Annotated in this window: 26 protein-coding genes; 20 read left to right on the forward strand and 6 right to left on the reverse strand. The window is 43.4% G+C overall.

Annotated elements, in window-relative coordinates:
- The first annotated feature begins 575 nt into the window (after positions 1-575).
- The 18 genes from MSG34_RS18565 (at position 576) to MSG34_RS18645 (ending at position 12,305) form a co-directional block, all read left to right on the forward strand.
- Complete coding sequence (locus MSG34_RS18565) at positions 576-764, forward strand: hypothetical protein (RefSeq protein WP_248338951.1); 189 nt, start codon at positions 576-578, stop codon at positions 762-764.
- Positions 754-1,227, forward strand: a complete 474-nt coding sequence (locus MSG34_RS18570; RefSeq protein ID WP_248338953.1) for a hypothetical protein — start codon at positions 754-756, stop codon at positions 1,225-1,227. The genes MSG34_RS18565 and MSG34_RS18570 overlap by 11 nt, the downstream gene beginning before the upstream one ends.
- On the forward strand, positions 1,217-1,711 hold the full coding sequence (locus MSG34_RS18575; RefSeq protein ID WP_248338955.1) for a hypothetical protein: 495 nt from the start codon (positions 1,217-1,219) through the stop codon (positions 1,709-1,711). Before MSG34_RS18570 ends, MSG34_RS18575 begins: the two co-directional genes overlap by 11 nt.
- Entirely contained in the window at positions 1,677-2,399 is a 723-nt protein-coding gene (locus MSG34_RS18580) for a hypothetical protein (RefSeq protein ID WP_238382952.1), read from the forward strand. The genes MSG34_RS18575 and MSG34_RS18580 overlap by 35 nt, the downstream gene beginning before the upstream one ends.
- Positions 2,400-2,504: 105 nt before the next feature.
- On the forward strand, positions 2,505-2,636 hold the full coding sequence (locus tag MSG34_RS24215; protein WP_016787086.1) for a hypothetical protein: 132 nt from the start codon (positions 2,505-2,507) through the stop codon (positions 2,634-2,636).
- Between the two features lie 11 nt (positions 2,637-2,647).
- Positions 2,648-3,469: a major capsid protein P2 gene (locus MSG34_RS18585; RefSeq protein ID WP_048612116.1), complete on the forward strand. Its 822-nt coding sequence runs from the start codon at positions 2,648-2,650 to the stop codon at positions 3,467-3,469.
- Positions 3,470-3,478: 9 nt separating this feature from the next.
- On the forward strand, positions 3,479-3,748 hold the full coding sequence (locus MSG34_RS18590; protein ID WP_248338957.1) for a hypothetical protein: 270 nt from the start codon (positions 3,479-3,481) through the stop codon (positions 3,746-3,748).
- 10 nt (positions 3,749-3,758) lie between these two features.
- The gene (locus tag MSG34_RS18595) at positions 3,759-3,896 is read left to right on the forward strand and encodes a hypothetical protein (RefSeq protein WP_202910160.1); all 138 of its coding nucleotides are present in this window, start codon (positions 3,759-3,761) and stop codon (positions 3,894-3,896) included.
- Complete coding sequence (locus MSG34_RS18600) at positions 3,896-4,102, forward strand: hypothetical protein (RefSeq protein WP_248339104.1); 207 nt, start codon at positions 3,896-3,898, stop codon at positions 4,100-4,102. The genes MSG34_RS18595 and MSG34_RS18600 overlap by 1 nt, the downstream gene beginning before the upstream one ends.
- Positions 4,083-5,027, forward strand: coding sequence for a hypothetical protein (locus tag MSG34_RS18605; protein WP_248338958.1), 945 nt, complete (start codon positions 4,083-4,085; stop codon positions 5,025-5,027). Before MSG34_RS18600 ends, MSG34_RS18605 begins: the two co-directional genes overlap by 20 nt.
- Positions 5,024-5,842, forward strand: coding sequence for a hypothetical protein (locus tag MSG34_RS18610; RefSeq protein ID WP_248338960.1), 819 nt, complete (start codon positions 5,024-5,026; stop codon positions 5,840-5,842). Before MSG34_RS18605 ends, MSG34_RS18610 begins: the two co-directional genes overlap by 4 nt.
- On the forward strand, positions 5,839-6,279 hold the full coding sequence (locus tag MSG34_RS18615; RefSeq protein WP_248338962.1) for a hypothetical protein: 441 nt from the start codon (positions 5,839-5,841) through the stop codon (positions 6,277-6,279). Before MSG34_RS18610 ends, MSG34_RS18615 begins: the two co-directional genes overlap by 4 nt.
- Before the next feature lie 47 nt (positions 6,280-6,326).
- Positions 6,327-6,755: a M15 family metallopeptidase gene (locus MSG34_RS18620; RefSeq protein WP_248338964.1), complete on the forward strand. Its 429-nt coding sequence runs from the start codon at positions 6,327-6,329 to the stop codon at positions 6,753-6,755.
- Positions 6,752-7,162 (forward strand): hypothetical protein, encoded by a 411-nt coding sequence (locus MSG34_RS18625; protein ID WP_248338967.1) that lies wholly within the window; start codon positions 6,752-6,754, stop codon positions 7,160-7,162. The genes MSG34_RS18620 and MSG34_RS18625 overlap by 4 nt, the downstream gene beginning before the upstream one ends.
- Positions 7,163-7,821: 659 nt before the next feature.
- Positions 7,822-8,313, forward strand: coding sequence for a toll/interleukin-1 receptor domain-containing protein (locus MSG34_RS18630; RefSeq protein ID WP_248338969.1), 492 nt, complete (start codon positions 7,822-7,824; stop codon positions 8,311-8,313).
- Positions 8,314-8,616: 303 nt separating this feature from the next.
- Entirely contained in the window at positions 8,617-9,165 is a 549-nt protein-coding gene (locus tag MSG34_RS18635) for a hypothetical protein (protein ID WP_248338970.1), read from the forward strand.
- A gap of 490 nt (positions 9,166-9,655) precedes the next feature.
- Positions 9,656-11,680, forward strand: coding sequence for an ATP-binding domain-containing protein (locus MSG34_RS18640; protein ID WP_248338972.1), 2,025 nt, complete (start codon positions 9,656-9,658; stop codon positions 11,678-11,680).
- A gap of 1 nt (position 11,681) precedes the next feature.
- A complete protein-coding gene (locus MSG34_RS18645; protein WP_248338974.1) occupies positions 11,682-12,305 on the forward strand; it encodes a hypothetical protein in 624 nt (207 codons plus the stop codon).
- A 192-nt stretch (positions 12,306-12,497) separates the two neighbouring features.
- Here MSG34_RS18645 and MSG34_RS18650 read toward each other — a convergent pair whose 3' ends face one another.
- From MSG34_RS18650 to MSG34_RS18660, 3 genes are all read right to left on the reverse strand, one after another.
- Positions 12,498-12,920 carry a phage protein gene (locus MSG34_RS18650; protein ID WP_248338976.1) on the reverse strand — a complete coding sequence of 141 codons (423 nt, stop codon included), beginning with the start codon at positions 12,918-12,920 and terminating at the stop codon, positions 12,498-12,500.
- A gap of 465 nt (positions 12,921-13,385) precedes the next feature.
- Positions 13,386-13,697: a stress response translation initiation inhibitor YciH gene (gene yciH / locus MSG34_RS18655; protein WP_008221404.1), complete on the reverse strand. Its 312-nt coding sequence runs from the start codon at positions 13,695-13,697 to the stop codon at positions 13,386-13,388.
- 3 nt (positions 13,698-13,700) lie between these two features.
- Positions 13,701-14,069 (reverse strand): DUF3319 domain-containing protein, encoded by a 369-nt coding sequence (locus MSG34_RS18660; protein ID WP_052879566.1) that lies wholly within the window; start codon positions 14,067-14,069, stop codon positions 13,701-13,703.
- 100 nt (positions 14,070-14,169) lie between these two features.
- Between MSG34_RS18660 and MSG34_RS18665 the strand changes: the two genes are divergently transcribed.
- Positions 14,170-15,138: a tyrosine-type recombinase/integrase gene (locus tag MSG34_RS18665; RefSeq protein WP_248338978.1), complete on the forward strand. Its 969-nt coding sequence runs from the start codon at positions 14,170-14,172 to the stop codon at positions 15,136-15,138.
- Between the two features lie 158 nt (positions 15,139-15,296).
- On the opposite strand, the gene MSG34_RS18670 is transcribed toward MSG34_RS18665, so the two are convergent.
- Complete coding sequence (locus MSG34_RS18670; protein WP_248338980.1) at positions 15,297-16,292, reverse strand: D-alanine--D-alanine ligase; 996 nt, start codon at positions 16,290-16,292, stop codon at positions 15,297-15,299.
- Positions 16,293-16,471: 179 nt separating this feature from the next.
- Positions 16,472-17,035, reverse strand: coding sequence for an SPOR domain-containing protein (locus MSG34_RS18675; protein ID WP_004730988.1), 564 nt, complete (start codon positions 17,033-17,035; stop codon positions 16,472-16,474).
- Positions 17,036-17,251: 216 nt separating this feature from the next.
- Between MSG34_RS18675 and MSG34_RS18680 the strand changes: the two genes are divergently transcribed.
- Positions 17,252-19,933 carry a bifunctional acetate--CoA ligase family protein/GNAT family N-acetyltransferase gene (locus tag MSG34_RS18680; protein WP_054541082.1) on the forward strand — a complete coding sequence of 894 codons (2,682 nt, stop codon included), beginning with the start codon at positions 17,252-17,254 and terminating at the stop codon, positions 19,931-19,933.
- Here the strand turns inward: MSG34_RS18680 and MSG34_RS18685 are convergent.
- Positions 19,925-20,812: a LysR family transcriptional regulator gene (locus MSG34_RS18685; protein ID WP_004730984.1), complete on the reverse strand. Its 888-nt coding sequence runs from the start codon at positions 20,810-20,812 to the stop codon at positions 19,925-19,927. The genes MSG34_RS18680 and MSG34_RS18685 overlap by 9 nt on opposite strands.
- Positions 20,813-20,915: the final 103 nt, after the last annotated feature.

Genomic DNA, 20,915 nt, shown 5'->3' on the forward strand with positions numbered 1-20,915 from the left:
CATAGGCCAAACTGCGCCTCGATCCGTCTAAATCTTCATATTTGACCTGTTTTCGCCAATATAGTCCTCAGAATGACCGAGTTTGAGCCAGTGGATCTCGAGTTGTGGATAAGCACGTCAGTAACACATGTATGGCCGTCATAACTACTCCATGACGTTATCCCACAAGATCCCAACGCATAGTCTAAAGACTAGTGATCTATCTAAAGATAGATGTAAGGGAGAGTTACTGTTACCCCGTGAAACACGGGGATAACTTCGATAATGATGGCGCTCTACGTGCTCGCAAGCGAGCTGGAGCTTAACAGGTGCGAGACCTTGGGCTGCATGGCGATAAACACGGTAACCGTTGAACAGCCACCAACTTTGAGTCGCTGCGCGACGGCTTAACAGGAAAAGAAGGCGGGATTGAATTTGGATTTTGATAACCAAAACCTATTAGGTTTTATAATTTGATTGCTATAATCTATTAGTTAACGTCGAGAGACAGGGACAACCAACGTCGTGAGACAGAGGAAAAAACAATGAATCACCACCAACAGACTTACCATCAATTGGTTAGGGAACTGGAGAGCGTGCAACAGACGCTCACTCAGTCGGTACCGGACTGGGACAGTACCCCAGCTTTGAAAAAGCCCATAGCCGCTATCCAAGCGGCGCAAGAAGCCAGTCATCATATCGCCAAGTCGACCCAATTACTCAAAGCACTCATGGAGAACTTCCACCTTAGATTGTGTGAGTTGGAGGCGAACCATGGCCAGTAAGAATCCAATCAAAGGCTACATTGCGTGCCCAACACACGGGTGCGGTGAAGTGTGCACGATACATGCTGTTGGCGAGCACAAAATCCTCGAAGGAGGCGACCCGCCTAAAAACAAGCGCCGGCTCGGCCAGCTTTATACGATATGCCCACGTTGCAAAACCAATCAAAGTGCAGGTAAACCGTTTCAAGACTGGTTAACAAACCACATGGTTTCCAGTCCAGAAAAAGCCATCACTGGTTATGCATCCAGTGGTGGTGATAAGTATAACCCAACGCCATCATCGAAAACCAACGAAACCAAGTCGGATAAGGCTTCTTGCGAGATTGAACCGTCAGAGAGCGTAACCACCGAAACCACAAACCTTCGGCTAGGTTGGTCATTATTGGCATTAATTGGAACGTGCTGCCTCTTGTGGATCGCGTTATCAACCAACAAAACATCAGGAGTCAGCCATGAGCACTGATACGCCAACCACCCATGATGACAACGTCTTGGATGAACGTGATCAACAAGCCTTAGAGGCGGTGAATGCGTTGAGACAAGAACGAGAGCAAACGGAACAATCAGGAGATTCTCAAGAGCCCGAATCAATATCTGAAGGGATCAGCTTCGGTGAAGAAGACGCGCGCATGATGTTGTCGTATGGCTTGGGTGTGGTGGAAATGACCGTCGCCAGTGTTTTCGATGTGCCATTTGAAATTGAAACCCAAGCCGGTAATCAGTGGTTAGACGCCGCTTCGCCAATGCTCCAGAAATACGGCCCCGTAGGATTGAAATGGTTCGGGCAATATCAAGGTGAATTCATCTTTGCCATGGCTTCAATGACCTTGATCGGCGGGTGCGCTAAACAAGTGCGTCAATTGAAGCAAGCCCAAATGGAGGCAACCGAGCCCGAAACGCCACAGGAGGCTGATGGTGAAGCTGCCCAATCCAGTGAACAAGAATAACGCCCATAATGCCGAGCATGTTTGTTATATGGGGACGACGGGCAGTTGTAAAACCACGGCCATTCGCCGGCTTAACTTCATTGAGCGCCAGTCTCAAGTGGTAATGTTTGATCCCTACAGTGAGCATCTTGAGGCGCCGCTTAAAGGTGGTCGCGTGCAAGCGTGTTACAGCTTTGACGAGTTCTATCATAAAGCGTGGTTTGCTCGTAAGAAAAAGGCCGCGTTTCGTTTGGCGTTGGTTGAACAAGATCGGACGCGAGAGAACCTTGAGCAGTTCGCTAATATGGTGTGGTCATTGGGTAATGGCCACCATCCTAAAAAGCTGCATTGCGTGATTGAAGAGTTAGCCAAGTTCACGCATTCACCGTCCAAACTCGATGGTATTGCTGGGGAGTTATGGACCGGTGGCCGCGGGTTTGGTTTAGTTATGCATGCGACGTTTCAACGTGGCCAAGAAGTGCCAAAGACGGTGCTTGATGAATCCAAATATGTGTATGTGGGTGCGGTCAGTTCAAGGCGCAACGCTAAGTACATCTCAGAGTATTTCGACATTCCAATCGACGCCATTCTTTCACTGCAAAGCTGCGTTGACCGTGAGCATTTAGGGCGTAAAAAGTTCGCCGATTACATCCTCAAATCCCCAGGATTAGGGAAATGGCAGCAAGGCAAAATCTACCCAAACCGATAAAGGTAACCTAATAGGTTAAACCCTTTACCTAACAGGCTTTAGGGAGTGGTGATTCTGATATGAAAGAGCCACGTTAACAGCATCAATCATTCCAAAGGAACTCCCATGAGATTGAATGTGAAAAACGTGGCGATTGTCGCCGGAATTGCGGCGGTAACGACGGGTGCAATCGTCTTTGCCGTGAATAATAAAGTCGGTGGCCTAGATAAGTTACTCGGTCGTTCTGGCTGGTTCTAAAGGGGATCACGATGTCAGTCAAACCAATCAAACTTAATTCGATGGTTGGCGCGTCGTGGGGACAAAAAGGCACGTTGCCTATCCCTAATGGCCCGACATACCACGAACTTATTCTCGAAACCAACGCGAGCGCGGCGGATATGTTACGTATCGCTATTACGCTCAATGCAGAAGAGATCTATGTCCTGAGTGGCGAAGAGCTATTGATGCTAGAGCGTTATAAGCGACGTGATGCCATTTCGGGGCATTTTGTTATCCCGTTCAGTGACATTGTGGCGCGTACTAAAAACGGAGTGCGTTACACCGGTTTAGTCACAGAGCTTGGCGATAACATCCACCTAGATATTCAGTTCAAGAGCAAAGCGGCTAACGCGACGCCGTTGTCCATTCAAGTTCATGCATGGGTGAGTAATTCTCAAGCCATGCGAGTGTTGGTCCCAATGATCAAACGCGAAACCATGCCAGCCAATGCTCAAGGTGAGAACGAGTTCACCAACTTGGTAACGAGTCCACTTATCAGTATTAGGCGAATGCACTTTATGCACGACAACATCAGCAAGCTTGAAATAGAGCGTGATTTTGTCAAAGAGTACGAAGCCAACACCTTTATTTCAGAGGCTAACGCCAAGCGGAATCAGCGTACGCCACAAGACGGTTATTTCCATTTTGACCCAATTGTACGTGGGTTCTCTATTGATGAGTTGTTTCCAACGCAGCACAGCTCAAACCTCAAGTTTTCTGTCACGACAACGGATGTCCCTGGATCGATACCTATCTTAGTGGAATCGGTAAAAGTCACACGTCCTGAAGTGCTGCAAAGTGGCACAGGCTAAGGAACGGCGATGAAAAGCTTCTTCGATGATCTCTTAGAGTTTGGGTCGGGTGCATTGGATTCCGTGGGGGAAAACGCGTCGTGGCTTTTTCCGAGTAATGACCAATCAACTAACCCAGATAAGACTCAACAACCGAATCATCCTGTCGTCGATGACAGAGGGAACGCCGTGACCACACCACAGGGGCATCGTCAGGCTGATCAAACCTTGCTGTATATCGGTGGCGGAATTGGTTTGATGGTGGTGCTGTTATTGGGCGTACTCGCGTTTCGAAAATAGGGAGAAGGTCATGCCATTAGTGTTTTGGGTATTAGGCGGCGTAGGCGCGGGCAGTCTTATCGGGATCAGCGCGAGCAAAGGAATAACCAAAGTGTTGTTTGTGGTGCTCATTATTGCCTCATGGATTTGGTTTAAAGGAGGGCAATGATGCTCGGATCATTAACATCACTAACGGGTGGTGGCGGCTTGCAAGGTGGTATGGCAGGGCCTGCGACTTCTGGAACGGCAGGTAACACCACGAACAACAGTGGATTCGAAGGCGGGCACATCAGCATAGGTGAATCCAAAGGAATGCCGTGGTGGTTCATTGTGTTGATGGCGCTATTTGCGTTGTATGCGCTGTCGAAACGCTAGCCTACAACCCACGTCATGGTCGTCCGTTCAGCAACGGTTAAAACCGGTACTTAGAGACTACTACGAACAAGCACAAACTGAGGTAGCACAAGGCTTAGAGGCAACGTATCAAATAAGTGACACTGTCATGTTGTTGCGTGGTGAGCAGCTAAAAAACAACACCAAAGAGTTGGTTGTTGTGGGATTGGTGGGAGAAATGGCCACCGGCACGTTGGCCGCCGTTGAGCATGCTAAAAAGCATGGCTTTGATTCGGTACGAGCGCATTTTTATCGTGATGGTGCCGAGCGATTCATTGCAAGACGATTGAAATTACCGGTTCAGGAAATTGAACGTCACGGTGATGAACGGGTTTTACAAATAAGGTTAGCGGATATGGGTGGAAGAAGTTCTTCGAAAAGTCGTCAAAGCAACACCACAACGACCACGAATACCAGCAGCAGTGCTGCGGTGGGTCGCGATAATACCGGCGTGATGCTGTCGGGCGTCAGTGACTCGGACATCAATTTGACCATGACCGATCATGGCGCAATGGCCATTGCTGGACGGACTGCAGAAGAAGCGTTTGATTTTGGCACCCAAGCCTTGAGAGTCAATGAATCGGTCGTTGGAGATTCACTGAACATGGTCGATAACTCGCTGCGCGTGGTCGACAACACCGTTGACGAGGCGTTTGGTTTTGGGGCTTCCGCGCTTGAAGAGCAATCCGAAGTGAGCCAATACGCGATTGATTCAATTAAGTCGATGGCAGGCCAACAAACGGAAACCACTAAAGCGGCGATTGCTTTGGCCGATGGTGCGAAATCGCGAGAGCAAACCGGTACCTCAGAATCGGACAATTCAATGTTGAAGAAACTGTCTCTCACAATGGGGATCATCGGCACCATCATCACGATAGGTGTTTTGATGGCAGGGCGTTCATCATGAAACAGACTCACACACTAAGGCCTAATCAAACGTTGACGTTTAACGCGGGTCAGTCCGGTAAGTACCTTATATTACGCGACACTACGCACTCGTTACTGCTGCAGGGCGATACCATGCGTCCAGTTGAGATCTTTGGTGGTGACACCGTTGATGTGTCAGCGCTAGATAAGCTCGAATTACACAATCATCAGCCCGTAGATGTGACCTTTGAATACCAAGTGTCGGATTTACTGATCATGACTAAGGCTCAGAAAATCAGCGTCAACAATGCGCTGTTAATCAGTGAAATTGAAAAGCCAATAAACGTTAGAAAAGTGCTCGATCCGATTAAGGTTAGTGACATTGTAACTCCAATAAAAGTATCTGAAATACAAACACCTATTACGATTAGCCAGGTTCAAACACCGGTTAATGTCAATCGAGTGGCCGAGCCGGTTACCGTCGACCAAATCACACAGCCGTTGACCGTTGAACGTATTCAACAACCGGTGAATGTTGAGGTCGGAAATACATCACTAAACGTGCAAGCGACCATCACCAATAGTGAATTGAAAGTCACGTCGGATCCTGAGCGGGTGACGTTCGCCAAAATCGGCAATGGGACTCTGGCATTAACGGGGCGAACACAGACCATTCGCAGCAAAACCGCGAGAAGGCTCCTCATTTTACAAGCGGCTTCGACCAACAAAGCGTCGGTCATGGTGCAAGGGTTTTTGGAGTTACGCCCGGGAGGGCATTTGATGCTCAACACTAACCAAGCCGTGAGCTTGAAAGGCACCGCGAGCGACCGCCTTAAAGTAGGAGAAGCGCTATGATGTTGTCATTAACCAATCCTGAGCTTACGAGCGCTAATGATAGTTTGTTGAACGTGGAAGCAAAGCACGACAATCAGATGAAATTCATTTTCGGCTCAAATCGAAAGGCGTCGTTCCCACTTTCTAACCATGTCGAATTGCTCGATTTGACCCTTAGGCGCTTTAAGCAATCGCAAGCAACGCCGCACAACCAGAGCAGTGGTTCCTCTCGGATTTTGGCGAAACCTGGCATCGTCTATATCAGATTTCTCAGGGCCAACAACACGCAAGTGTCTTCGCGTCTCCTGTATCTGTATTTTGCCTCGAATTCCCTTTATGGCTATCCACTGTTTCTTATAAAACCGAAAGCCGCGGCCAAACTTGAAATTACCGTCTCCAACGTTGACGCCAGCATTACGTTGCATTCGAGACTCCTAGTGAAATCGGAGGACGAATGAGATGGATAGTGTTACTCGCCAGTGGCTTACTGGCTGGAGTGTATCTTATGAATAAGAAAACCATCGATGAGTCGGTTAGCAACTTTGTGTTGTCTACTCGCAGTGAAGCTCGAATGCTCGGTGTACATGGTGATTTGAAGAAAGTGGTCCGTAGGGCTTTGCAAATCTCACCATACGATTTCGGTATCACCGAAGGACTTCGCACCGCCAAGCGGCAATACAAGCTCTATCAACAAGGCTTGAGCCAACTAGACGGCCACAAACGTCCAAGTCGCCATCAATCAGGCCATGCGATTGATTTTGTGGCTTACGATGAAAACAGCAAGGTGACGTGGGACTTTAAGTATTACGAAGCGATTAGCAAAGCCTTTAAACAGGCGGCTAAGGAGCTCGAAGTCTCAATCATTTGGGGCGGTGACTGGAAAAGCCTTAGAGATGGTCCACACGTTGAATTGAATCGTTTGGTGTACCCATGATTGGCGCACTACTGAATCTTGTGACCGGTGGCGTAGCGACCTATAAGCAGCTTAATCAAAACAAAGCTGAAGCGTTAAAGCGTAAAGATGAACTCGAAAGTGAGAAGCATCAGGCGAGGGTACGGCGGTTACAAAATGGTGAAGAGCAGGCCAGTAGCCTTGATGATATCAGCATTCGAGATAGGGGATTTAAGGACGAATTTATCCTGTTAGTCGTCTTCGTACCACTCATCTTGTCTTTCATTCCTAATTACGCGCCATATGTTGAACAAGGCTTCAATGCACTGCAGAACATCCCTAACCCTTATTGGTTTGTAGTCGGTGCTGTTGTTGTCGATACGCTAGGCATGCGTGCCATGGTGCGATACCTACTTGAATACTACGCATCTCGATGGAAAATAAAGTGATGGCGTATCTCGAAGCGTTAATCATTGCACTAATTACAGGTGGAGTCTCAAGCCTTGGTACGATTGCGGCTTTGAAAACAGACATAAACTGGATAAAGCGAGTGCAACAAGACCAAGAGCAACGGATACGAAAATTGGAGGACCCCAATGGCTAAGAAAGGGTATAAGTGCAAAGGCCGCAAGCAAAATGGCCAGTTAATGAAGGGTTACACGCTTAGAAATGGGCGAGTGGTTAGGGCTAAAACTACGCGAAAGCGTTACAAAAAACTCTGACAATTCACATTACTAAAAAGAGCCATTTTCTGATAGAAACAGCTTTTTATATATTTTATCGTTATGAGCTTATTATTTTAGCATCTAGTTGCAGAACTGATGATTTAAATCACTGTTATAAATAAGAATAATGGTTATGCTCCTTTTAATCTAACAATCTTCATTAAAAGGATAATTGTAATATGGCAAGATGCACAGCACCAAGAAATGGACACCGTACAGCTAGTGGAGCAGCGGCATGTCCTGCATGTAGTAGCCGCAGTCGCAGCTATGGAGGCTATTCTTCATATTCGCCTCCGTCATATTCATCATACGGAAGCAATACTAGAGGCAGCAGCAGTGGAACAAGCAGTAAAAGGCCTAATTGGTCAAAACCAGGTTCATCTGTGTCTTATACTGCGAGCCAGATACAATCACTCACACCAATTCGAGAAACTGTCGAAAAGAGAGCTACGGAACAACCGGACCTTCGTGACATTTTCCTATGTCATGCTTGGGATGATCGCAAAAAAGTAGCTAAAGAACTTCATGACCTTCTCGAAGAGTCCGGTGTAAACGTTTGGTTTAGCGAAAAAGATCTTGCTCTTGGTGTTCCGATGATGCGTGCGATCGACAAAGGTTTAGCTAATTCACGTATTGGACTTGTTCTTGTAACTCCAGCGATGTTGGCACGCCTACCCAAAGAAGGGGTCGCTGACAAGGAGCTTTCTGCTCTTCTGGCTGGTAACCAACTGATTCCTGTAATACATGACACCACATATGAGGAGCTTCGTAATGTGAGCCCGTTGCTTGCTTCTAGAAGTGGCTTAGATACATCTGAAGATTCAATGGCTGTTGTAGCCGAAAAAATTGCAGAGCTAGTCAAAATTGAGTTCTAGTTTAAATTGATCTAACAGAGCTTTTTCTGGCCGATTCTCAACCTTTGGCATTTGGATAAAGCTAGTGGTTAGACCAAACACTACACGAAAATGCTGTGAGAAGACCAAGCAATAAGGAGCTGTTTTTGTTATGAGATCCGCTCTTGCACTTTTCATTAATAAGCAAATAATTTTCTATCATCCGTCTTTACAGCTAATTAATTAAGTTGATGTTTTATATGGTAAATTATTGTAAGTCACACGGAATAAAGATTACGAAATCTTATTGCTAGTAGTTATCAGTTTACTTTTGGAGAGAGTTAAATGGTGAAAGTACCGAATAAATATAAAGTCAATATTGATGAAAATGAAGGACGACTTCAATATTCAGTGATGAACGAGGAACATGGCTCGCGTTTTTGTCCAATCGATCGAAAAGTTGGTGGGAAAATATATTTAGTTTTCAGTTCAGAGACTGTGAAGTATGTTGGTCGAACATTTCAACCAATGTCTGGTCGCTTTTCTGATGGGATAAACGGTAGAGAATACAAATGGGCCCAAGAAAAACGTAACAATCTTCATGTTCTAACTTGGCACTTTGAAAACATTGATGATTTTGGATTAGAGGCTATTGAGTCTGAGTTGACACTTGCCGTACGAGCATATCAAAAATGTTGGCCAACGCATCAGACATCAATTAATTTTAGATGGGTAAACGAAACCGAGTATGCACATCTTGCTCAGGATTTCGCGATACTAATGATTGAACATTATGCTGACCAATTGAAATTTGTAGGTAGTGACACGAACAAAGTTGACCAAGATTTAAAAAAAGCACAACATCTTCTCAAAGAAATGAGAACCTGTTCATAGTGCTGTTAGTGTTTAGTCAATTGCGTAGGTTATCGTAAGAACTAGCCCTTTGTTCATACTTTAATCTCTATGAGTTGCTCTAAACTAATCTAATGGACACTAAAAACACTCTTTTAAAACTTGTACTCGATGCACAATCAAATTGTGAAGATTGTGTATACGAGCTTTTTTTTCTGATACATGAAGCAGTGCAGCGCTGTGAAATCGGGGATATTGATTGGTATCTAATGAACGATACGTCAGAAAGTGATGTACTTTTGTTTATCTTATTGAATGATGTTGAATTATCTGTTCATTTCAATGAGATCACTCTTATAGAATCTGTTCATTACCTCTTTAGAGTACCCAAAACTAGTTGAGATGAATACTTGTTGCACTAGAAACCAAAGGCGAACTCATTGATTGAGTTCGCTTTTTTTTCAGTTTTTTATTTATCAAAACGAGACTGTAGATTAGAATTAAGGTAACTTATCAAAATAGTGTTTTAGTCATGTCTAGCAGTTTTTTTTACTTACAAGCCGAAAAAAATGAACACAACTCTGGTTTCATTTCGACTCTTGAACAATACGCCAATTCAGAGATGAAACAAATCTATGTTATTGACCGTCCGTTAGGCGATAACAAGTATTCATACGAGTGTGAAAAAGCTCTTGTCATTTTGATTCCAGAGCACAAAATCACCTTTGTAAACCTTGCTCAAAGCCAAGATGAATTTGAAGATTTTTGTGATGATTTTATTGAAGATTTAGGCTCAATTTCTGATAAGTATAGATACAAAGATGAAATTGGTCGTCCTAGACATTGGAAGCGCAATCTAATTTCATCAATCTCAGTAACTCAAATTGATAATTTCGATACTTTCTTAAGTTCAATCCAACTTACAGAACCCTCGGATAAAAGAATCTCAGAACTTTTGATTTCGTTGCTCACAGGTAGCATCAATGACATATCAAAAGTTAACTCTGTTGTAGCCGATAATGTTTTGGACAAAATAAAGCAGAAAATCGTTCTTTTTGATGGTGACCAAACACGATTTATTTATCAAAAGCCTACGAATCATATAACACGTATTCAAGGTTTATCTGGTACCGGTAAAACTGAACTTTTAATGCACAAGCTTAAAGAAATATACCTCGATGAATCTCATGACGACTCACGTATATTGTTTACTTGTCATAACCATATTTTAGCCTCTAGTTTGCGTAAACGTATTCCCGACTTTTTTGATTTCATGAAAGTAGAACAACAAATTTTATGGAATGAAAGGCTATGGTGTGTCAACTCTTGGGGTTCTGCACATGACAAAAACTCTGGCGCATACTCATATATATGTGATTTCTACGGATTGTCATTTTATCGATACAGTCGATTTAATACATTTGACAGAGTATGTAAGCTCGCGTTGGAGCAATTAAAGTCTTTAGGATTGGTGGAGCACAAAGGATTTGCGTTTGACTATATTTTATTAGACGAGAGTCAAGATTTCCCAGATTCTTTTATTGAATTATGTCAACTGGTAACAAAAAAACATATATACGTAGCAGGAGATATATTCCAGAGTATTTTTGATGAAAATCTAATCAGCGAAATTACACCGGATTACTTATTGAGTAAATGTTATCGCACAGACCCTCGAACTCTCATGTTTGCACACTCCTTGGGTATGGGACTGTTTGAAACTCCAAAATTGAGATGGTTGGAAGATCGAGAGTGGTTGGCATGTGGCTATCAGCCTAAGATAGTCGGTGAGTTTCACGAATTGACGAGGGAGCCGCTTAGAAGATTTGCAGACATTGTTGATGCTGACCATTCAAGCGTAGATATTGTTCCAACCAGCGCGATTGACAACGAAGATGCTGAGAAAAAAATACTAGATATAATTAGAGATATTCAGGTAAAACACCCCACGGTAACAGTGGACGATATTGGTGTTATCTTCATAGATCGCGGAGACTATATTTATAAAACTGCGGACAAGCTGTATTTCTCAGTAAAAAAAGAATTTGGTTGGGAAGTTAACAAAGCCTATGAATCTAAGACTAAACGAAAAGGGCAATTATTCGTAAGTAACAAAAACAACGTTAAAGGCTTGGAGTTCCCTTTTGTTATTTGTGTTACAAAGTCGATAACTAAGAGCTTAAGCTATAGAAATGCTCTATATATGATGTTAACTCGTTCATTCTTAAAAAGTTATCTTTTGATTAGTAAAGAGTCGAATGAAGCAGTGCTAGCAAACTTAACTACGGAGTTAGATAAGATAAATAGAACAGGGAAGTTGACAATAAAAACTCCTAGCCCTCAAGAAATAGCTCAGATAAAAACAACAATCACCTATAAAGAAGCGGAAAAACCGTATTATGATGCTGTTCATGAGTTATTTGATGAGTACCAAATCCCTATGGCTGCACGAAACGAACTTTACGAAATTATCAATCGAACAACTAAAACTTTTAACGCTAAGCTGATAAAAAAGGTCATCGAATTCCATATCAATTTGCAGTTATGGGAAGAGTAGATTGAAGCACTTTAAACTTCCTATAGACAATGACTTTAAAGATATATTTTTTGATATCATTAGGAGTAAAAAAGATGTAGTTGCACTACTAATGAATACCATTAAATATGCAACTACTGATGTGAAGGTTGAAGGAGAAGTGGACTGTTACCTACATATTATCGTTGATGATATGAATAGGTTTGTCTATGAATCAAAAGATAAGATATTTTCAATTCGATCTCCTTTTAGAGTTATTCAAAATAACGGTGAGCTAGTTTTTTATACTCAACATATCGCGCAAATTGACAGTATAACGAGCTCTAATGTCTTGTCTCTACTCAGCGATGACAGATTTGAGTCACCAAATTCGTTGGATTTTTTGTGCCTTCTTGAGGAAACTTTTGAGACAGAAGTTGATCATATATGGGCATTTGTCATCGAGCTGATCTCATTTGAAGATGGTTATTTGAGATATGATTATGATCCTGACAATGAAGACGGTCGCTTACATCCACTAAGCCATTTGGATATTTGTTACACAACAGCATCCACATACAAGATTGGTACGTACAAAAGGCCTTGTGTTGAGTTTTTCACTCAGCTTTTAAACAACAAAAAAGAATCGTTATTCTTAGAAAAATAAATGCTCACAAAAGCCTGCTATTAGCAGGCTTTTTTATATCTACTCAATCGATATCCACTTGGAGTCCAACACGCACACGTGATTTTACGTTCACAACGTGATCGATAAGGATGTGGGTAGAATAATCGGTTAGTTATTCGTGTAGGCTAGGAGAGCGAGTAATGTGATTACTTGTGGGTGTTGTACTTGGTCTTATTTGAATTTGGTGGGCACCCAAGGTTTTGCGGGCATACGACGACCGCCACGAAATGGCAGTGGATGTTCCTTAGGTGGGTAAAACTTTGGGGAATCAATTCGACCGTGGCGTTCGACGAGTTGACGATGTTCGTCGCGCCAATACGCAAAACTGAGCAATTCTTTCGGATTAAACTCGCGTCGTTCAGGCGTGATCAAGGTGGCACGGTCAAAGTGAACCCTAAATCCATTCCAACGATGATCTAAGGGCAAATAACCGCGAGCGTGAATGTTCATGAGTTTTTCGGCCATCGGGTTCACAGGGACTTCACCTGAGAGCCAACGTTGGACCGTGATCGGTTGAACGTGAAAAAAGTCCGCGGCGTCGTGGATATCATCAAAGTGATGATGCACGAGATCCGCAAAGTGTGGCGTGAGCATGTGATCTCCTTCAAAAATTAAGACAAGCGTGCAAAGTTTTTTTCCTCCTCATAAAGTGTGTTTGTAGTAGAAAGTCTCTGGAAACGTCGACACGTCAGCGTAAAAATCAGAGACACGAAAACAAAGTATAGCCAACAATATCAAACTCAACGCGCATAAATGTGCAGACAAAATCCATAAAACCAACGACATTAAGGACTTAATTCGGCGTTGTGTGCAAAATCTTCAAGGACTAAGGTACTGAATAGTCTCAGATTTCAACGTACACCACTGCGTATTATGTACGTTATGTTAAATAGGTTTTGATGTTTATAAGGCAGGTATCTTTGTGCGATACCCTGCCTTTTTATTGTGTCGATACTCTCTAATTTATACTGTGTATTTAACCATATTGGCTATTTACCATAAAATACCTAATAACCAGTGATAATAATCTTCGATTTTAACCCTAGTATTAGTTAGAGATTAACCGCCAGCAAATTTAACTTTGTAGCCTTTCTTTTCAAGGTGCGCTTTGATCTTATCACGAGCATCACCTTGAATTTCGATGTTGCCATCTTTTACTGAGCCACCGCAGCCGCAAACTTTCTTGAGTTCTGCTGCCATTAGTTTTAATGGTGCGTCATCTAGGTCTAAGCCAGTTACTACAGAAACGCCTTTGCCTTTACGGCCTTTGGTTTCTTTTTGGATTCGAACGATCCCATCGCCTTTAGGACGTTGGACTTTCTCTTCTTCAGGCTTAATACGACCTGTTTCTGTTGAATATACTAGGCTCATAATTTACTTCTTTTGTTGCTCTGCTTTTTGTTTTGCGAGTAAGTAAGCTTCTATATGGCGTTGAATTGCAATCTTGCCGCCTTTGATTAAGCGACCGTTAAACATGCAATACCACGCATTAGGCTCACCGGTGTCATTCTTGATTTGGTAGCCGTTGAAGTTTTCAGTAGAGCCACCAGTTCCTCTCGACTTATTTAATGACATGAATTCTTTTGGATCAATAATAGATGCGGTATCAATCCACCAATCAATACTTTTTTTCACGGCAGCTAGGTTGCCCTGAATAACGTTGTTTTTTAACTTAGCACGCCAAACTGTGTTGTTAGCATCTATCGATTGAAGATGGACGCTTCGGTAAATTGAATTAGCCATATCTATTAATCATCTTTCTGTTTTCACTGCATTAATCATAAGTATACTAATAATGATATCAAGCATAATATGGTAAAAACACCTGTCGAGGTATGGTAATTTGAGAAAAAAAGTCCCTATTTTAACCGACTCTGTGATAATTAATTCATTTGTTGAAAAATTAAACAGCAACGCGACAATAGAAATTATAGATGAGTTGACAGGATTTCAATACTCTCGCAATTCACTGTTGGGCATTTATAGTGATTGGAATCGCTATCATGCGTTCTGTACCAAACATCGTATTAACACACTTCCCGCATCTATAACTGCTGTTCGTCGTTTTCTTGAAACGGAGTCCAACGATAGAAAATACGCATCCTTAAAACGTTACACTGCAACGCTTAGCATGTTACATACTGTGATGAGCTTTGCTAACCCGATCAAGCACAGGCAAGTTCGCTTTACCCTGCTCCACTTACAATCTCATATGGCCGGTGACGCTAAACAAACCAATGCTATGACATCTACGCATCTCACTGGTTTAAATACGTTGCTCTCCCATGATAAAGCAAATCTGAAAGAGATCAGAGACATCGCAATTTATAACGTGATGTTCGAGTGTGCTTTAAAACGCTCGGAGCTTAAGGTGTTATCGATGAGTGATGTTGAGTACGTTCAAGATCATTACCAAGTAACAGTCAAAGATTCTGCTTATCAGTTGTCAAAAATAGCCAGTGTTGCACTTCAACGTTGGTTTTCGTTTACTGGTATACAAGATGAGTTGCCAGTATTTCGTGCGATAGACAAGCATGAAAATATTGGTTTGCAGCCTTTGGATGATTCGTCCATCTATAGGATATTGAGAAGAGCTAGCGACTTACTTCAATTGCCAGAAAATCACCATTTCTCTGGAAACTCGATTCGTGTTGGTGCCGCACAAGAGTTGTCGAAACAAGGCCTTAAGGTTAGAGAGATTCAGGACTTTGGTCGTTGGCTTAGCCCGGCAATGCCAGCCCAATATGTAGGTTTCACGGGAACGGCTGAGAGTGAGAAAATGAAGTTTAAGGCGTTAATACCTTGGCAATGACGGTTCCTAGATAATTTGGATATTACTACGTTGATATAAGTTGTGGCTAAAATGATAGATTCGTAAAAACGGCTGGCTTTAAAAACAAAAAGTGCCTTGGCAGAAAGCTTAAGGCACTGGTTGATTCAGCTCTAAGTGAACGAAAATGAGTTAGAAACCTAAGAAAGGCTCGTTCTCACGCAGTTCTCCAAGAACTGGTTGAATTTGTGGCCGTCATGCTCAACCATTTTAGGGAACATGGAGATTGGCGTCATACCTGGGAAGGTGTTGACTTCGTTCAGGTAGATCTCGTTGTCTTGCGTTAAGAAGAAGTCGATACGAGACAAGTGACGAAGCTTCATCTGAGTGAAGACTTTTCGTGCGCTGTCTGCAATCAATTCACGCTGTTCGTCTGTTAAGTTACTTGCTTCAACTTCAGTGATTGAATGACTGTCTGCACTGTACTTCTCTTCGTAAGAGTAAAATGCGCCATTCGGTGCAATCACCTCACCCGGCTTGCTGATATGTAGCTCGCCATCGATTTCATAAGCAGCAATTTCTAGCTCTCTAGGCACCACTGATTTCTCAACCAATACTTGGTCCGAGAAAGTAAACGCCTTGTTGATAGCCTCGCTTAAATCTTCTACTTGGTTAACTTGGTAACAACCTACAGAAGAACCTTGACGAGCCGCTTTTACAAACACTTTACCCCAATTTTCAAAAGCTTGAGTCGCTTGTGAATGCGCTTGGTCGTTGTTATCTGATAAAAACAGATACGGCGTATTTGGGATGCCAAGTGCGTCGTACCAAAGCTTTGACGTGATTTTGTTGAAGCTGTTGTTGCTCGCTTCAGAGCCACAGCCTAAGTACGGAATCTTAGCCATTTCAAACAATGATTGAATGTCACCTGTTTCACCCGGGAAGCCGTGAATACAAGGCACAATGAAATCGACTTTAGACTCTAGGTTGTCGCCACGTAAGGTTTGATTATTGATATCTAGATAAACCAATTCACCTGAATCAAGACACCAGCCTTCGTTTTTAATTTCAACTCTGACAACGTTAAAATCTGCAACGCTATTCAGTTGTTCAAAAAGGTAATTGGCTGAAACTAAAGAGACTTCATGCTCTGAAGATCCACCGCCACAAAGTAGAAGGATGTTAATGGTGTTCATGGGTAAATTCGGTCCTTGAAACTAGGAATACTGACTTCAATGATAAACAAAAGTCGAAATAGGTACAGTGTTTTGAACGTTAAAATTGTGTTCGAAAGATCGAGCGATTAACTATTAAACAAAACTGTTGGTCTTAAAACAAAAGAAGGAGCATTTGCTCCCTCTTTCTGAATTAAAACTTAGTTCAACTTGTTAAGCGTTGGGTATTCAGAGTTCTTGATGTCATCAATGCTCTTAACAAACGGCTTCAAGTTTTGGAAAGTGGTTGGCAGCGTTGAGATTGCTTTTTTAGCTTCTAAGCGTGTTGCGTAATCACCGTAAAGTACTGTGAACCACTTAGTGCCGTTAACCATTTTGTAGTTTTCCCAAACTGGTTGAGAAGTCGTAGGTAGCATTTTCACGAAAGAATCGACTTTACTCTGGCTGCCAACAGCAACAACTTGAACCGTGTAACCAAAGCGCTGGTTCATATCTTGTTGTTTCTTCGTTGGGCCTGTCACTACTGCAACTGGCTTAGCTTTAGTTGTTTGAGTGACTTTCTGCTCAACAGGTTCGGTTCTGATCACGTTGACAACGTTTTCTTCAACAACGCCTGTTTGCTCAGATTGAGATACAACTGGAGCTTCAACTTTTGCCGTTTTGTACTCTTCTTGATAACTATCTGAAGTTACATTGGTAACGTAGTCGTCCGATACACATGCAGCCAAGAGCAGTGGCAAAGTCACAATTGCAAATTTTTTCATGGAAAGCTCTATATCCTTAATAATAATTACTATAAATCATGCCGATACGTCGGTTTAGAATCAAGTTAACTTTGAGATTATACACCATTAGTGGGTGACCTATTTCACAAACTTTATGCAGTGTTTGCTTATTCATCTGAATTCGGTGAATTTGCCATCAACCCGTGAGTGAAAAGTAAGTTACGATGAACTTACGTGCATTGCTAGGATATGTCTATGAATCATCTTGATCCCCTCCTTAAACCCCGTTCAATCGCTGTTGTTGGTGCTTCTCAACGAGAAACGCGCGCGGGATATATCGTCATGAACAATTTGTTGCACGGGGATTTTAAAGGTGCGGTGATGCCCGTTACGCCAAAATATGACTCGGTGGCAGGCGTACTCTCATACAAGAACATTTTGTCACTGCCTATTGTGCCTGACCTTGCGATTCTCTGTACCAATGCGACCCGTAATGTGGCTATTTTTGAAGAGCTGGCCGAGAAAGGCATAGCCTCTGTCATCGTGCTTTCTTCCGACATGCAGCAACAAAGCGATAATGGCGAAACGTATGATGCACGATGCCTAGCGATTGCTAAAAAACACAACATTCGGGTGCTTGGCTCCAATAGCTTGGGGATTATTGTCCCATGGTTAAATTTAAATGCCTCTTTCTCTCCAGTGACTGCACTGCCAGGTAAGATCGCCTTTGTTTCTCAGTCGGCTGCAGTGTGTACCACGATTCTCGATTGGGCGAACGACAAAGAGATTGGCTTCTCAGCGTTTATCTCGATAGGCAATGGCAGTGACATTGAATTCTCGGAACTCTTGGATTATCTGAGTACTGATTCTCACACCGAAGCGATATTGCTTTATGTCGATAGCATTACTGATGCGAGGCGCTTTATCTCTGCAGCGCGTGCAGCGTCACGCAACCGACGAATTCTAGTGCTAAAAGGCGGGCGAACAGCGAAAGGCCGAGCAGCGGCCATGGCACATACCGGTGGTGCCGATACCTTAGACATTATTTATGACTCTGCGATCCGACGCAGCGGTATGTTGCGAGTTAAGAACTTACATGAACTGTTTGCTGCGGTAGAGACACTAACTCATTCAGTGCCCTTGCGTGGCGAGCGCTTGGCTATTGTTACCAATGGTGGCGGCCCTGCAATTATGGCCGTGGACACCCTATTTGACCGCGGCGGTAAGCTCGCAGAATTATCTGAAGATACGCTCGATAAACTCAGTAAGGTTTTGCCATCGAGTTGGTCTCATAGCAACCCTATCGACATTGTTGGCGATGCCGGCGATCAACGCTATATCGACACCATAAACATCTTGCTCGATGGAGATGAAGCGGATGCCATTCTTATCATGCACAGCCCTTCTGCGGTCGCACATTCAGCCAAAACAGCAGAGAGAATTATTGAAGCGATTAAAAAGCATCCTCGCCACAAGCGCTTTAATATCTTAACGAATTGGTCTGGGGAGTTAACCGCAAGGCCGGCGAGAAAGTTGTTTACTGAAGCGGGTTTCCCAACTTATCGAACGCCTGAAAGTTCAGTGGTCGCATTCATGCACTTGGTCGAGTACAGACGCAACCAACGTCAGTTAATGGAAACGCCGACCACGGCAGAAAAAGTGCACATTGAAGACTTGGCAGATGCAAAAAATTGGATAGAACGCCAACTACTAGATAAAGATACAGTTAGTCTTGATACCCATCAAAACAGTCAGTTTTTCAAGCACTTCAATCTTGATGTGTTGCCAACTTGGATTGCTTCCGACCCAAGTGAAGCGGTGCACATTGCTGAAACGATCGGTTACCCGGTCGCCGTAAAACTTCGCTCGCCAGACATTGCGCATAAGTCGGATGTTCAAGGTGTGATGCTCAATTTACGAAACAGTAGCGAAGTCGCGAATGCCGCTCAGGCAATTCTCGATCGATCTCAATTGTCGTTCCCTACTGCTCATATCCATGGCTTGTTGATTCAAGGTATGGCCAAGCTTGCAGGCGGCCAAGAACTGCGAGTGAAGGTCACAACGGACGAAACCTTTGGCCCTATCATTTTACTTGGCCAAGGTGGCTCTGAGTGGGATGAATCGATTGATGCCGCGGCTGCTTTCCCACCGCTTAACATGACACTGGCGCGTTACTTGATCATTAGGGCGATAAAAAGTGGCAAGATTCGCCTGCAAAAACTGCCTAACCCAATCGACATTGAAGGGCTTTCTGAGTTGCTGGTTCGTATATCGCAAATGGTAGTAGATTGCCCTGAAATACATGATTTGGATATCCATCCAGTATTGGCCAATGGTGACAAGTTCACGATATTAGATGCCGATATCATCTTGAAAGCGTACGAAGGCGATCCACAAGAACGTCTTGCGATTCGCCCTTATCCGGTCGAGCTTGAAGAGAATATCGTACTCAAGGACGGCACCGAAGTGTTGTTACGCCCTATTCTTCCTGAAGATGAACCGCTTCATGCCGATTTTATTAATAGAGTATCTAAAGAGGATCTTTATAAACGTTTCTTTAGTGATGTTGGTGAATTCAATCATGAGGCATTAGCGAACTTTACTCAGATTGATTTTGATAGAGAAATCGCGTTTGTGGTGGTTCGTAAGGAACAAGGTGTGCCTGCGATTATTGGTGTATCGAGAGCGCTAATTAACCCAGAGAACACCGATGCCGAGTTCGCGATTCTGATACGTTCCGATCTGAAAGGTGTCGGCTTAGGTCGTATTCTTATGACTAAGGTTATCGATTACTGCCGTGCGAAGCAGACTAAACAGATGTCGGGCATGACGATGCCAACGAATAGAGGGATGCTGACACTAGCTCAAAAGCTCGGCTTCGAGCTAGATATCAGTTTTGAAGATGGTACTGCAGATATGGTGTTACCGTTACTTTAACGCCCATGTCTTTTTAAGATGTTGGATACACCAAGACTTGGCGTCGCCCATTTTGTTGCGTCGCCAAGCCATGACGATATCGATCGGCTGTGGTTCTGTACCCGAAATCTGTTGCAGAACGCCAGATTCAATCAGCGGCTTAGCAATACTACTCGGCAAGGTGCCAATCCCTAATCCTGTTGTCAGAGCCTCTACCTTTGCAGGGAAGCTTGTTACGGTTAAACGAGGTTGTTTCTCGAGAATGTTGCGACTCAACGCTGGTTGATCGCGTGCAGTGTCTGCAATTGCAATAACCCTGTAACTTTCCCGCGCTTTTTGATCGAACTCGCCAGAACGTTTATGAACGTAGTGGTTCGATGCCGCGACCCATACCATTTCCATCTTACCAATGATGTCACTTTTCATATCGTTTGGAATCGTGTCGAGCTTGGGACATACCAATAAATCGGCTCGGCCATCTGTCAGGGATTCCCAACATCCGGCTAAGATCTCTTCTTGTAAGCGAACACGTGTTTTGCTGATTTTCCCGAGTTCGTCGACCAACGGGAAGAAATTGGCAATAGGAATGATGCCATCAAAGGCAATGGTTAAATCTAGCTCCCAGCCATTAGCAAGAATACTCGCATCGTTAACGAGTTGTTCAGTGGCACCAAGAATGATTCTACCTTGCTCTAATATTAACTGCCCCGCTTCCGTGAAATTTGCACGGTGGCCTGAGCGATCAAAAATCATGATATCTAAGTCTTGTTCTAACTTCTGGATTTGATAACTCAATGAAGAAGGCGCTCGGTCCAGTTCATTCGCTGCAGCTGCGAAACTCCCACGACGATCAATGGCATCTAATATGTGTAATGCTTCAAGTGTTATTGGACTATGCATAGCTTTCCTACTTTATAAATGAGACTTGAATCACAAAAACAGAAGCATTCAGGCTATGAATGGAACTGTAAAAGTCTTTTTAATACAGGTGTTTAAGAGTATT

The organism is Vibrio sp. 1CM2L (assembly GCF_023161695.1).
GTDB classification, from domain to species: domain Bacteria; phylum Pseudomonadota; class Gammaproteobacteria; order Enterobacterales; family Vibrionaceae; genus Vibrio; species Vibrio coralliirubri.